The 14,163-nt window shown below is 72.2% G+C and carries 8 protein-coding genes; 5 read left to right on the top strand and 3 right to left on the bottom strand.

Going from position 1 to position 14,163, the window contains the following annotated elements; all coding sequences use genetic code 11:
• Positions 1–15 precede the first annotated feature (15 nt).
• The gene (locus O7609_RS12035; protein ID WP_269736935.1) at positions 16–1,209 is read left to right on the top strand and encodes a 2Fe-2S iron-sulfur cluster-binding protein; all 1,194 of its coding nucleotides are present in this window, start codon (positions 16–18) and stop codon (positions 1,207–1,209) included.
• A gap of 188 nt (positions 1,210–1,397) precedes the next feature.
• On the opposite strand, the gene O7609_RS12030 is transcribed toward O7609_RS12035, so the two are convergent.
• The gene (locus O7609_RS12030; protein WP_269736936.1) at positions 1,398–3,680 is read right to left on the bottom strand and encodes a (Fe-S)-binding protein; all 2,283 of its coding nucleotides are present in this window, start codon (positions 3,678–3,680) and stop codon (positions 1,398–1,400) included.
• Between the two features lie 355 nt (positions 3,681–4,035).
• On the opposite strand from O7609_RS12030, the gene O7609_RS12025 reads away from it, so the two are divergent.
• Positions 4,036–5,964 (top strand): NHL domain-containing thioredoxin family protein, encoded by a 1,929-nt coding sequence (locus tag O7609_RS12025; protein WP_269743570.1) that lies wholly within the window; start codon positions 4,036–4,038, stop codon positions 5,962–5,964.
• A gap of 280 nt (positions 5,965–6,244) precedes the next feature.
• A complete protein-coding gene (locus O7609_RS12020; RefSeq protein WP_269736938.1) occupies positions 6,245–8,695 on the top strand; it encodes a SpoIIE family protein phosphatase in 2,451 nt (816 codons plus the stop codon).
• Positions 8,696–8,800: 105 nt separating this feature from the next.
• On the opposite strand, the gene O7609_RS12015 is transcribed toward O7609_RS12020, so the two are convergent.
• Together O7609_RS12015 and O7609_RS12010 are read right to left on the bottom strand one after the other, a co-directional pair.
• On the bottom strand, positions 8,801–10,090 hold the full coding sequence (locus O7609_RS12015) for a M18 family aminopeptidase (RefSeq protein ID WP_269736939.1): 1,290 nt from the start codon (positions 10,088–10,090) through the stop codon (positions 8,801–8,803).
• Between the two features lie 236 nt (positions 10,091–10,326).
• The gene (locus O7609_RS12010) at positions 10,327–12,153 is read right to left on the bottom strand and encodes an acyl-CoA dehydrogenase (RefSeq protein ID WP_269736940.1); all 1,827 of its coding nucleotides are present in this window, start codon (positions 12,151–12,153) and stop codon (positions 10,327–10,329) included.
• 133 nt (positions 12,154–12,286) lie between these two features.
• Here O7609_RS12010 and O7609_RS12005 point away from each other — a divergent pair, with 133 nt between their 5' ends.
• Together O7609_RS12005 and O7609_RS12000 are read left to right on the top strand one after the other, a co-directional pair.
• Positions 12,287–12,838, top strand: coding sequence for an SseB family protein (locus tag O7609_RS12005; RefSeq protein WP_269736941.1), 552 nt, complete (start codon positions 12,287–12,289; stop codon positions 12,836–12,838).
• Positions 12,839–13,153: 315 nt separating this feature from the next.
• On the top strand, positions 13,154–14,110 hold the full coding sequence (locus O7609_RS12000) for a pirin family protein (protein WP_269743569.1): 957 nt from the start codon (positions 13,154–13,156) through the stop codon (positions 14,108–14,110).
• The last annotated feature ends 53 nt before the right edge of the window (positions 14,111–14,163 follow it).

Below are 14,163 nucleotides of genomic sequence, written 5' to 3'. Positions count from 1 at the left end.
GGTGTCCGTACCCTCATGGAACGAACGCCGAGCCTGGAGCCGCCGCGGGACCCGGAGCCGCCGCGGGGCGAGGAGCGGGGACGGGCCGTCCCGCCCGGTCCGGGCTTCCACGCGCTGCCGGTGTGCCGTCTGGAACGACTCACCGACACGTCCGTCGCCATCACGCTCGGCGTCCCGGACCACCTGGCCGCCACCTTCGCCCCCCGTCCCGGCCAGCACGTCACGGTGCGCCACCGCCTCCCGGGGAGGGCCACCGTTCCCGGAGAGGCGGGAGACGGAGAGATCCGGCGCAGCTACTCGGTCTGCCAGCCGCTCGTGTCCCCGCCGCCGGGAACCCTGCGCATCGTCGTCAAGCGGCTCGGGCCCGGCGGCTTCGGCGACCACGCGCTCACCCGGCTGGCGGTCGGGGACACCCTGGAGGTCGGCCCGCCCAAGGGCAGCTTCACGCTCGCCGAACGGCCGGGCGCACACCACGTGCTGATCGGCGGCGGCAGCGGGATCACGCCGCTGCTGAGCATGGCGGTCGCCGCGCTGCGTGACGATCCCGGGTGCCGGGTCTCCCTCGTCTACGCCAACCGGACGGCGCGCTCGACGCTGCTGGCGGAGGAGGTGGCCGACCTCAAGGACCGGCACCCGGGGCGGTTCACCGTGCTGCACGTGCTCTCCGGCGAGGAGCGGGAGTCGGAGGTGCTGTCCGGCCGGGTGGACGCCACCAAGCTGCCGCGCCTGCTGGCGGGACTCGGCGCGGACGCGGGCGACGCCCGGACGCACTTCTATCTGTGCGGGCCCTGGGGGCTGGTGGAGGCCGTGGACGAGGTGCTGCGCGAACAGGGCGCCGATCCGTCCCGGGTCCGCAGGGAGCTGTTCACCACGGGTCCGGAGGCACAGGACCGCGAGGGGCGCCCGGACGAGGCCGCGACACCGGGCGGCGGGGCACGGATCACGGCCACGCTGCACGGCCGCAGCACCGAAGCCGAGATGACACCGCGGGACGACTCGCTCCTCGCGGCCGTGCTGCGGCACCGCCCGGAGACGCCGTACTCCTGCCGTGACGGGCTGTGCGGTTCCTGCCGGGCCCGGGTGGTGGGCGGCAGCGTGCGACTGGACCGGCACTACGCGCTCACTCGGGAGGAGCAGGACGCCGGGTACACCCTGGCGTGCCGGGCGCTGCCGGTGTCGGAGCACGTCCGGCTGGACTTCGACGCCTGACGCCCGGCCCGTGGCGTCCGCCCGGTGATCCGGACGGACGCCACGGGACCGTGAGACGGCGAGAGGGCCGGAACCGCTGTTCGCGGTTCCGGCCCTCTCGTGTGCCGTGGGGCGGAGTGTCGCCGTCCGTCCCCGTGCCGTGGCGGACGGGGGCGGACGGCCCACGGTGCCCGGGTGGTCCGGCTGCCTCAGGAGGCGGGCTCGGGTTCCACGGCGCCCTCGGCATCCGTCTCCCCGGCCGCCGGGTCGGCTGGCGTCTTCACCGACTCCAGGAGGAGTTGGGAGACGTCGACGACCTGGATGGTTTCCTGGGCCTGGCCTTCGTTCTTCTTGCCGTTGACGGAGTCGGTGAGCATGACGAGGCAGAAGGGGCAGGCGGTGGAGACGATGTCGGGGTTGAGGGAGAGTGCTTCGTCGACGCGTTCGTTGTTGATGCGTTTGCCGATGCGCTCTTCCATCCACATGCGGGCGCCGCCGGCGCCGCAGCAGAAGCCGCGTTCCTTGTGGCGGTGCATTTCCTCGTTGCGGAGGCCGGGGACCTTGCCGATGATCTCGCGGGGTGGGGTGTAGACCTTGTTGTGGCGGCCGAGGTAGCAGGGGTCGTGGTAGGTGATGAGGCCCTCTACCGGGGTGACGGGGACGAGTTTGCCCTCGTCGATGAGGTGTTGGAGCAGTTGGGTGTGGTGGATGACCTCGTAGTGGCCGCCGAGTTGGGGGTACTCGTTGGCGATGGTGTTGAAGCAGTGTGGGCAGGTGGCGACGATCTTCTTCTTCGCCGTGGGGAGTCGGGTGGTCTCGTCCTCGTCGTCTTCGCCGAAGGCGGCGTTGAGGGTGGCGATGTTCTCTTCGGCGAGCTGTTGGAAGAGGAACTCGTTGCCCAGGCGGCGGGGTGAGTCGCCGGTGCACTTCTCGTCGCCGCCCATGATGGCGAAGGTGACGCCGGCGATGTGGAGGAGTTCGGCGAAGGCTTTGGTGGTCTTCTTGGCGCGGTCTTCGAGGGCGCCGGCGCAGCCGACCCAGTAGAGGTATTCGACTTCGGTGAGGTCGTCGATGGTCTTGCCGACGACGGGGACGTCGAAGTCGACTTCCTTGGTCCATTCGAGGCGTTGCTTCTTGGCCAGGCCCCAGGGGTTGCCCTTTTTCTCCAGGTTCTTGAGCATGGTGCCGGCTTCGGAGGGGAAGGCGGATTCGATCATGACCTGGTAGCGGCGCATGTCGACGATGTGGTCGATGTGTTCGATGTCGACGGGGCACTGTTCGACGCAGGCGCCGCAGGTGGTGCAGGACCACAGGACGTCGGGGTCGATGACGCCGTTGTCTTCGAGGGTGCCGATCAGCGGGCGTTCCGCCTCGGCCAGTGCGGCTGCGGGTACGTCCTTGAGTTGGGTCTCGGTGGCTTTCTCCTCGCCTTCGGCGGTCTTTCCGCCGCCTGCGAGGAGGTAGGGCGCTTTGGCGTGTGAGTGGTCCCGCAGGGACATGATCATCAGTTTGGGGGAGAGGGGCTTGCCGGTGTTCCAGGCGGGGCACTGGGACTGGCAGCGGCCGCACTCGGTGCAGGTGGAGAAGTCCAGCAGGCCCTTCCAGGAGAAGTGCTCGACCTGCGAGACGCCGAACTGTGTCTCCTCGCCGCCCTCGTCGTCGAAGACCGTCTCGAAGTCGACCGGCTCACCACCCGAGGTCATCGGCAGAAGCGCGCCCAGGGCCGTGCGGCCGGAGGACTCGCGCTTGAAGAAGATGTTGGGGAAGCCGAGGATGCGGTGCCAGGCGATGCTCATGTCGAGGTTCAGGCTGACCGTGATCATCCAGATGAAGGACGCGCCCAGCTTGAGCATCGCGAAGAAGTAGACGAGGTTCTCGACCGTGCCGGTGCCGAGCCCCTCGAAGAGCAGCGTGAAGCCGTAGGAGACGTAGTTGTCGGGGCCGTAGTCCGCGTGGTGGAGCACGCCCTCCAGACCGCGCAGCACCATCACCGACAGACCGATGGTGAAGATGATGCTGTCGACGAAGTACGCCTGGGCCGTGTTGGAGCCCGCGAAGCGGGACTTGCGGCCGGGCTTGTCCGGGCGGCTGAGCTGCCGGATCACGAACAGCGCCACGATGCCGAGCGTCGTGCCGGTGCCGATGAACTCGATGTAGAACTCGTACGGCAGCCAGCCTCCGATGACCGGCAGCATCCAGTCCGCCTGGAACAGCTGGCCGTAGGCGTTCACGATGGTCAGGACAAGGGTGTAGAAGCCCAGCGCGACGAACCAGTGGGCAAAGCCCACCACGCCCCACTGGTTCATCCGGGTGTGGCCGAGGAACTCCTTGACCACGGTGACCGCGCGCTGCCATGGGTCGTTCGTGCGGCTGCCGGCGGGAACGGGCTGGCCGAGCCGGAAGAAGCGCACGAAGTGTGCAAAGGCGCGCGCGAACAGTGCAATGCCGACCACGCTGAGGACCAGCGAAACGACGATCGCGGCGAGTTGCATGGGGGCTCCTCGAACCGTCCTGGTGGGGCTGATGGACGTTGGACTGTGGGCTGGCTGCCCGGCAGGGTGCACCGGGCTGGCCGACGGGCGGCCGGCCAATCTACTAAGCGGTAACTTATCGAGTCTGTACAAGCGTATCCACTCGGACGGCGGCGTAGTACCCGCTCTGGCGGTGATCTGCGTCGCTGGAGCCGCCGCCCGGGAGGTGCCGCGGCGGCACCGCCCGCCGTCCCGCCCGGAGCCAGGCCCCGTCGCCCGAGGGGTGTCCGTCCGCGAGCTGGGGAATCGCGAGCAGGGCGTCCCCCGGCGACGGGGTCCGGAGGGAGCTGCCACGGGGAGTGGCACCCTGGGCGGCATGACGAAACGTGCCCGTGTGCGTGCCCCCGAGTTGACCGGCCGATCCTGGCTCAACACCGGGGGCAAGGAACTGTCCCTCGCCGACCTGCGCGGACGGACGGTGATCCTCGATTTCTGGACCTTCTGCTGTATCAACTGCCTCCACGTGCTGGACGAGCTGCGGGAGCTGGAGGAGAAGCACCGGGACAGCGTGGTGATCGTCGGCGTGCACTCGCCGAAGTTCGCGCACGAGGCCGAACACCAGGCGCTGGTGGACGCCGTCGAGCGGTACGAGGTGGCGCACCCGGTGCTGGACGACCCCGAGCTCGCGACGTGGAAGCAGTACGCGGTGCGGGCCTGGCCGACGCTGGTCGTCATCGACCCGGAGGGGTACGTCGTCGCGCAGCACGCCGGTGAGGGGCACGCGCACGCCATCGAGGCGCTGGTGGGCGAGCTGGAGGCCGAGCATGCGGCGAAGGGGACGCTGCGACGCGGGGACGGGCCGTACGTTCCGCCCGAGCCCGTCGCCACGGATCTGCGGTTCCCGGGCAAGGCGCTGGCCCTGCCGGGCGGCGGCTTCCTGGTCTCGGACTCCACCCGGCACGCCCTGGTGGAGCTGGCGGCGGACGGGGAGACCGTGGTCCGGCGCATCGGCACCGGGGAGCGGGGTCTCGTCGACGGCCCGGCCGACGTGGCGCGGTTCAGCGAGCCGCAGGGGCTCGCGTTCCTGCCCGGGGGCGCGGTGGTCGTCGCGGACACGGTGAACCACGCGCTGCGGGAGCTGGACCTGGTCACCGGTGAGGTGCGGACGCTGGCCGGTACGGGCCGGCAGTGGTGGCAGGGCTCGGCCACCGAGGGCCCCGCGCGCGAGGTGGCGCTGTCCTCCCCGTGGGACGTGGCGTGGTTCGACGGTGTGCTGTGGATCGCGATGGCGGGTGTCCACCAGCTGTGGACGTACGACCCGGAGGCGGGCGTGGTCGCGGCGGCGGCGGGGACGACGAACGAGGGCCTGGTGGACGGCCCGGCGGCGGAGGCGTGGTTCGCGCAGCCCTCGGGGCTTGCGGCCACGGAGGAACGGCTGTGGATCGCGGACTCGGAGACGTCGGCGCTGCGCTGGCTGGACCGGGAGCGGGTGGTGCACACGGCGGTGGGGGCCGGGCTCTTCGACTTCGGTCACCGGGACGGTCCGGCGGGACAGGCGCTGCTCCAGCACCCGCTGGGCGTCACCGCGCTGCCGGACGGTTCGGTGGCGGTCAGCGACACCTACAACCACGCCCTGCGCCGCTACGACCCGGTGACGGACGAGCTCGGCACGGTGGCGACGGATCTGCGGGAGCCCTCGGCCGCCGTGCTGCCGGCCGGTGACGGCGGCGGCAGCGGCGAGATCGTCGTCGTGGAGTCGGCGCGGCACCGGCTGACCCGGCTGCGGCTGCCGGAGGAGGCGGTGGCGGTCGCGGCGGTGGCGCACCGCACGCGGCGGGAGGCCACGGAGGTGGCGGAGGGGGCGCTGACGCTGGACGTGGTGTTCAGCCCGCCGCCGGGGCAGAAGCTGGACACCCGGTACGGGCCCGCGAGCAGGCTGCTGGTGGGCGCGACGCCGCCGGAGCTGCTGGTGGAGGGTGCGGGGCAGGGCACCGACCTGGGCCGCGAGCTGGTGTTGGACCCGGGCGTGGGCGAGGGGGTCCTGCACGTGTCGGCGATGGCCGCGTCCTGTGACGATGACCCGGAGAACCCCTACCCGGCCTGCCACATGCACCAGCAGGACTGGGGCGTGCCCGTGCGGCAGACGGCCTCGGGCGCGGGGCGGCTGCCGCTGGTGCTGGCGGGCATGGACGAGACCGGCGTCGAGACCGGCGTCGAGACCGACGTCGAGACCGGCGTCGAGACCGGCGGCGAGGCCGGGGTCGGGGGCGGCAACGGCGGGGTCGACGGCGGCGACCGGGGCTGAGGCCGTACGCCGGAGGGCTGAGCGACACACAGAGGGGCGCACCGCCGGGCGGTGCGCCCCTCTGCCCCCGTTACCCCCGTTTCCCCCGTGGGAAGTAACTCTCGTACGGGAGTTTCACGGCCGTGTCATGGCCGGGGTCCCTTCGCGTCACAGCCGGTGCCACGCGGCGGGCGGAGGACGCGACGGACGGCGGACCGTTCGGACGGCTCCGATGCCGTGCGGGGGGCCGGGGCCTGGGAGACCATGGGCGTAGTCGCGTCCCCGAGCGAGGTGCACCGCGATGGCGCCTGCCGACCCTGTGTCCGCCCAGCAGTTCTCGCTGTCCAGCCTCGCCGCGGCGGTGGTGGCGGAGGGCCACACGGTGGAGAGCTGGAGCGAGACGGCGCGCGAGCTGCTCGGCTGGACGGCGGAGGAGGTCTGCGGCAGGCCGGTGCGTGAGCTCCTCGCGGACCCGGAGGACTGGGCGCGGGTGCGGGAGCAGTGCGTGGGGACGTCCTGGGAGGGCGAGGTCGTGCTGCGCCACGCGGCCGGCCACGAGCTGCCCGTCGGCGTGCGCGTGATCCTGCTGCGGGCGGCGGGCGCGGCGCCGAGCCATCTGGTGTTCGCGGCCCGGGCGGAGCACCTGTCGCGCTGGCGGCAGAACTACTCGCTGGTCGAGGGCCTGTTCGCGCAGGAGCGGATCGGGCTGGCGCTGTTCGATCCGGAGCTGCGCATCGTCCGCACGAACCTTCCCCTTCTCCCGTACACCGGGCTGCCGGGGGACGTGGCCGGACTGCGGCTCAAGGCACTGCTTCAGCCGTCCGACGCGGCGGCCCTGGAGGAGTGGCTCCAGATCATCATGACGACGGGTGAGCCCGTCCTGGGGGCGAACCTGCGGCTGCGGACCCTGGTGGACCCCCGCGTGGGCCGGCTGCTGTCGGTGTCGGGCTTCCGGCTGCGCAGTACGAGCGGTCGGCTCATGGGCGCCGCGGCGGCCTTCACCGACGTCACCGAGCACGAGGAGGCCGGTCGGCGGCTGGATCTGTTGCACCGGGCGACGGCGGTGCTCGGCTCGGAGCTGTCGGTGACCCGGACGACGGAGGACCTGGCCGGCGTCCTGGCGCCCGCCATGGCCGACTGCGTCGTGGTCGGGCTGGCGGAGGAGGTGCTGGGCGGTGACGAGCCGGTGCCGAACCGCAACGGGGAGCTGACGCTGAGGCGTACGGCGGTGGCCGGTGACGTCGACCCGGACACGCTGCCCACGAGCGCCCTCGTCACCGTGCGCCCGCAGTCCGGGGACTCGGCGGGCGGTGTCATCCTCGGCGACCTGCCGCGCCCGTCGGTGACCGGGCCGGGGCGGGAGACGGAGCCGCGGGCGGAGGGGGAGGAGACGGCCCCGCACTACTGGGCGCCGCGCGTGCCGGGGGCGCACAGCGCGCTGAGCGCGCCGCTGCGGGCCCGGGGCGCCTTCCTGGGCAACGTCACGCTGTGGCGTACGGGCAGCCCGTCGCCGTTCACGGCCGAGGAGCTGGCACTGCTGGAGGAGATCGCCGCCCGCGCGGGGCTGGCGGTCGACAACGCCCGGCGCTACACCCGCGAGCACCGGGCCGCGGTGAGCCTCCAGAGGAGTCTGCTGCCGCCCTCGACGGCGTCGATGGCGGCGGTGGAGACGGCGAGCCTGTACCTGCCGGCCGGGGCCGGGGGCGGCGGGGTCAGCGGCGACTGGTTCGACGTCATCCCGCTGTCCTCGGCGCGGGTGGGGCTGGTGGTCGGGGACGTCGTGGGGCACGGCCTCCAGGCCACCGTCACGATGGGCCGCCTGCGCACGGCCGTGCGTACGCTCGCGGACCTCGACCTGGACCCGGAGGAGCTGCTCTCCCACCTCGACGACCTCGTCACACAGCTCGACGTGGCCTCCAGCGACGAGGGACGGCAGCAGACGCGGGAGTCGCTGGGCGCGACCTGTCTGTACGCGGTGTACGACCCGGTCACGCGGCGCTGTGTGTGCGCCAGCGCCGGGCATCCTCCGCCCGCGCTGGTCACGGGGGACGGCGAGGTCACCTATGTGGACGTGCAGCCGGGGCCGCCGCTGGGAGTGAGCGCGCTGCCGTTCGAGCCGGTCGAGCTGAACGTGCCGCAGGGCAGTGTCCTCGCGCTGTACACCGACGGCCTGGTGGAGCTGGCGCGGGGCGACATCGGCGAGGGCATGGCGCAGCTGGCGCGGTACCTGCGGGAGGCGGACCCGGTGCGGCAGCCGCTCGTGCGGACGGCCGAGCGCATCGTCGGCGGCCTCCCGGACGAGCCGCTGTCCGACGACGTCACCCTGCTGCTGGCGCGGACGCGGGGCGTCGCCCACGAGGACACGGCGGCCTGGACGCTGGCCGCCGACCCGGCGTCCGTCCCCGAGGCCCGGGAACTGGCGACGGCCCAGCTGGGCGTCTGGGGGCTGGAGGCGCTGACGTTCACCACCGAGCTGGTGACGAGCGAGCTGATCACCAACGCCGTGCGCTACGGCGGCGGGGGCCCGGTGGAGCTGCGGCTGACCCGTGCCGACACGCTGATCTGCGAGGTCTCCGACCTGAGCAGCACCCAGCCGCGGATGCGCCGGGCCCGGGCGACGGACGAGGGCGGGCGCGGGCTGTACCTCGTCGCCCAGCTCACCCACCGCTGGGGCAGCCGGTACACGCGGCGCGGCAAGACCATCTGGACCGAGCAGCTCCTCACGCCGCCCGGCACCACAGCGTGGCTGTGAGGCCGTGTCCCGCCCTCCGCGCGGGGGAATTCCGCGCGACGGCGCGTGGCCGGCGGGCGCGGCCCCCGCGGCCGGAGCGGGCCCCGGCGGGGGCCGCCTTCCGCGTCAGCTCTCCAGGAACGCGGCGAGCGTGGCCGCCAGCAGGTGCGGGTCCTCCGCGCCGGCCAGCTCGCGGGCCGAGTGCATGGACAGGATGGCGACGCCGATGTCCACGGTGGCGATGCCGTGCCGGGCCGCGGTGATCGGTCCGATGGTGGTGCCGCAGGGCACCGCGTTGTTGGACACGAACGTCTGCCACGGCACCCCGGCCCGCTCGCAGGCGGCGGTGAAGACGGCCCGTCCGCCCGCGTCGGTCGCGTAGCGCTGGTTGACGTTGACCTTGAGGATCGGCCCGCCGTTCGGCTTGGGGTGGTGCGTCGGGTCGTGCCGCTCGGCGTAGTTCGGGTGCACCGCGTGGCCGGTGTCGGAGGACAGACAGACGGTGCCCGCGTAGGCGCGCGCCCGGTCCTCGTAGCCGCCGCCGCGGGCGAAGACGGAACGTTCCAGTACGTTGCCGAGCAGCGGGCCCTCGGCGCCGGTGTCCGACTGGCTGCCGTTCTCCTCGTGGTCGAAGGCCGCGAGCACCGGGATGTACGGCGGCGAGCTCCCCGCGGCGGCGGTCAGGGCCGCCGTGCCGGCGTGGACCGAGAGGAGGTTGTCCATCCGGGGGGCGGCGATCAGCTCCCGGTCGCGCCCGAGGTGGGCGGGCGCCTCGACGCTGTGCAGCATCAGGTCCCAGCCGGTGATGTCCGACCGGTCCAGCCCCGCCTCCTCGGCGAGGAACTCCAGGAGGTCGCCCTCCTGGGCCGCGCCCAGGCCCCAGACGGGCGTCATGTGGCGCTGCCGGTCGAGCTTGAGCCCGTCGTTGACGCCGCGGTCGAGGTGGATGGCGAGCTGTGGGACGCGCAGGAGGGGCCGGTCGACGTTGACGAGCCGGCTGCCGCCGTCGCGCAGGGCGAGCCGTCCGGCCAGGCCGAGGTCCCGGTCGAGCCAGGTGTTGAGCAGCGTGCCGCCGTAGATCTCGACGGCGAGCTGCCGCCAGCCGTGGGCCCCGGTGTCGGGCTCGGGCTTGACGCGGAGGTTGGGCGAGTCGGTGTGGGCGCCGACGATCCGGAACGGGGTGGCCGGTGTCGCGCCCTCCGGCACGTACCAGGCGATCAGGGCGCCGCCGCGGACGACGTAGCGCCCGCCCGTCGCGCCGTCCCAGGTGTCCGTCTCGGACACGGCGCGGAAGCCCGCCTTCTCCAGGCGCTCAGCCGCGTTCGCCACCGCGTGGTAGGGGGTGGGCGAGGCGGCCAGGAAGGACAGGAGGTCGTCGGTGTGGCGACGGTCGAACCGGCCGTGGTGCTGCTGCATGCGGTCCAGCATACGGATGCGTCCCTCCCGGCCCGCTCGGCCGTGGGTCGAACGCACAGGTCGGGCGGCGTCGGACGCGGGGCGGCCGGGGCGGCGGCCCGGGGCTGTGCGTCAGACGAAGGCGGCGGTCCCACACCCCCCGACCGGGTGTGGGACCGCCGCCGTCCAGGTCGCGCGTCGGCCCGGGGCGTTCGGCCCAGGGCGTCAGCGCGCGCGTCGGTTCACCGACGCGGTGCTCAGAACGCGTCCTCGTCCAGCTCCATGATGGAGAGGTCGACGGCCTCGGCCATCTCGCGCTCGACGCCGACGCCCGGCAGGACGTTCGCGGCGAAGAACTTCGCCGCGGCGATCTTGCCCGTGTAGAACGCCTTGTCCTTCGCCGGGGCGTCCGCCAGCTTCGCGGCGGCCACGGCGGCACCGCGCAGCAGCAGGTAGCCGACGACCACGTCGCCGGAGGCCATCAGGAAGCGGGTGGTGTTCAGGCCCACCTTGTAGAGCGACTTGACGTCCTTCTCGGTGGCCGCCAGGTCGGTCAGCAGGGTGCCGACCATGGCCTCCAGGTCGGCGGCGGCCTTCGCCAGGTGCTCGCGCGCTCCCGCCAGCTCCTCGCCGCCCGCGGCCTCGGCCAGGAACTTCTTGATGTCCTCGGAGAGCGCGGTCAGGGCCTGGCCCTGGTCGCGGACGATCTTGCGGAAGAAGAAGTCCTGACCCTGGATCGCCGTCGTGCCCTCGTAGAGGGTGTCGATCTTGGCGTCCCGGATGTACTGCTCGATCGGGTACTCCTGCAGGTACCCGGAGCCGCCGAAGGTCTGGAGCGACTGCGCGAGCTGCTCGTAGGACTTCTCCGAGCCGTAGCCCTTGACGATCGGCAGCAGCAGGTCGTTCAGGCGGTGCTCGGCGGAGGCGTCCTCACCGGCAGCCTCCTTGACCAGGATCTCGTCCTGCACGGAGGCGGTGTAGAGCACCAGGGCGCGCATGCCCTCGGCGTACGCCTTCTGCGTCATCAGCGAGCGGCGCACGTCCGGGTGGTGCGTGATGGTGACGCGCGGGGCCGTCTTGTCCGTGAACTGGGTCAGGTCGGCGCCCTGGACGCGCTCCTTGGCGTACTCCAGCGCGTTGAGGTAGCCGGTGGAGAGGGTGGCGATGGCCTTCGTGCCGACCATCATCCGCGCGAACTCGATGATCTTGAACATCTGGCGGATGCCGTCGTGCTTCTCGCCCAGCAGCCAGCCCTTGGCCGGGTGCTTGTCGCCGAAGGTCATCTCGCAGGTGTTGGAGGCCTTGAGGCCCATCTTGTGCTCGACGTTCGTGGCGTAGACGCCGTTGCGCTCGCCCAGCTCGCCGGTCTCCCAGTCGAACTCGTACTTCGGCACGACGAACAGGGACAGGCCCTTGGTGCCCGGGCCGGCGCCCTCGGGGCGGGCGAGCACGTAGTGGATGATGTTCTCGGACATGTCGTGCTCACCGGAGGTGATGAAGCGCTTCACGCCCTCGATGTGCCAGCTGCCGTCCTCCTGGCGGACGGCCTTCGTGCGGCCCGCGCCGACGTCCGAACCGGCGTCCGGCTCGGTGAGCACCATGGTGGAGCCCCACTGACGGTCGACCGCGACCTGCGCGATCTTGGCCTGCTCCTCGGTGCCCTCCTCGAAGAGGATGCCCGCGAAGGCCGGGCCGGAGGAGTACATCCACACGGCCGGGTTGGCCCCGAGGATCGTCTCGGCGAAGCCCCACAGGAGCGAGCGCGGGGCCGTGGTGCCGCCGATCTCCTCCGGGATGCCCAGCCGCCACCACTCGGCGTCCATGTACGCCTGGTAGCTCTTCTTGAAGGAGGCCGGGACGGGAGCGGTGTTCGTCTCGGGGTCGAAGACCGGCGGGTTGCGGTCGGCGTCCTCGAAGGACGCGGCCAGCTCGTTCTCCGACAGGCGTGCGATCTCGGAGAGCACGCTCTTGGCGGTCTCCACGTCCATCTCGGCGAACGGCCCGTTGCCGTACACGGACTCGCGGCCGAGGACCTCGAACAGGTTGAACTCGATGTCGCGCAGATTCGACTTGTAGTGGCCCATGGGCGCAGGCTCCGTAGGGACGGGGAGGGCAGAGTCCTCCGGATGCGTACCAGTTAGTAGCCCCATCATGCTACCGGCGGGTAATAAGAAGCAACCCCAACCCGCCCAGATGTGACTCGATACGCTTCTACCCATGTACGGCTACGAGCAGAACGCGTACGGCGCGCCGCCTCCGCCGCCGGGGTACGGGCCTCCGCCCGGGGCGCCGCCCCACGGGGTACCCCACCAGCACGGTGGGCCGCCCCCGCACACTGCTCCGCCCCCCGGCGGCCAGCCCCCGCCCGGGGTCCAGCAGCCGCCTCCGCCGCAGCACTACCCGGAGCCCTCTCCGCCCTCCCTGGCCGACGCCGTCCGCGGCTTCGCCACCGGAGCCCTCTCGCCGGAGGAGTTCCAGGGCATCTTCCACGGCGCCCGCGTCTACTGCCCGCGCGGCGAGACCCCGGGCTTCCTGGCGCTGCACAACGCCCAGCAGCCCGTGATCCCCATGTTCACCTCGCTGAAGGAGCTGCGCTCGTACGCCGGCAAGGAGTCCCGCTATTTCGTGATCACCGGTGCCGAGGTGCTGGACCTCCTGCCGACCGGCTACGGGTTCGTCCTCGACATGGAGGGTGACCACCGCGTCGTCTTCGACGCCAAGGCGGTCGAGGAGATGGTGGATTTCGCCATGCAGCGCATGTACTACTGAGCGCGGGTCGAGGTGGTGCGGCGTCTTGGCTGGCGGCCGGTGGGCTTCCTCCGGGTGGTTCTCGGTCGCCGGAGTGGTGCTGCGTGCCCGCTGAGCCGGGGGTGACGGACACCCCGGTCCTCCCCGTCGGTATGGCGGCGCCCGCTGCCGCCCGGTGGCCGCCAGGGTCCTCGAACGCCTCCTTGCTCGTGCCCCCGGGTCGTGTGCCCTCCCGTGCTCCCCTGTGCCGTCCTCGTGCTGTGGTCCGGAATAGCCGGCCCTTGGTTCCCGTTCAATGTTCAACTACATTGGAGGCGTCGACCGAGGAGGTCAGCCATGCCTGCGATCACCGCCGAGAACCCGCTCGCCCTGCCACGCGTCGCCGCGTCCCCGGACCGGGCCGCGGGCCGACCCGTGCTCGCCGTCACCACGGCACCCAGCGGCCTCGAAGGCGAGGGCTTCCCCGTGCGCCGCGCCTTCGCCGGGATCACGTACGACTACCTCGACCCGTTCATCATGATGGACCAGATGGGCGAGGTGGACTACGAGGCGGGAGAGCCGAAGGGGACCCCCTGGCACCCCCACCGCGGCTTCGAGACCGTCACGTACATCATCGACGGCACCTTCGTCCACCAGGACTCGCACGGTGGCGGCGGGATCATCACCGACGGCGACACCCAGTGGATGACCGCGGGGAGCGGGCTGCTGCACATCGAGTCCCCGCCCGAGGAGCTGGTGATGTCCGGTGGCCTCTTCCACGGCCTCCAGCTCTGGGTCAACCTGCCCGCCCGGGACAAGATGATCGTGCCCAAGTACCAGGACATCCGCGGCGGCACGGTGAAGCTGCTCGCCTCGCAGGACGGCGGCGGGCTGCTGCGGCTGATCGCGGGCGACCTCGGCGGCCATGCCGGGCCCGGGGCCACCCACACCCCGATCACGATGATCCACGCCTCGGTGAGTCCGGGGGCGGAGGTCACTCTGCCCTGGCGGGCGGACTTCAACGCCCTCGCCTACGGCCTCGCGGGCAGCGGCTCGGCGGGGGCGGAGCGCCGTCCGTTCCGGATGGGCCAGTCGGTCGTCTTCGGTGACGGAGAGTCGCTGACGATCCGGGCCGACGCGGCGCAGGACTCGCGGAGCGCGAACTTCGAGGTGGTCCTGCTGGGCGGGCTGCCGATCCGCGAGCCGATGGCGCACTACGGCCCCTTCGTCATGAACAGCCACGCCGAACTGGCCCAGGCCTTCGACGACTTCCAGGCGGGGCGGCTGGGCACGATCCCGGCCGGCGCCGCCTGACGGCGGGACGGAACGGCCGGGCGACGGCGCGGGGCGGTCGCGGGCCGGGGACC

Origin of the sequence: Streptomyces sp. WMMC1477 (assembly GCF_027460245.1) — a bacterium.
In the GTDB taxonomy this organism is placed as follows: Bacteria; Actinomycetota; Actinomycetes; order Streptomycetales; family Streptomycetaceae; genus Streptomyces.
This window is presented reverse-complemented; position numbering and strand designations above follow the sequence as displayed.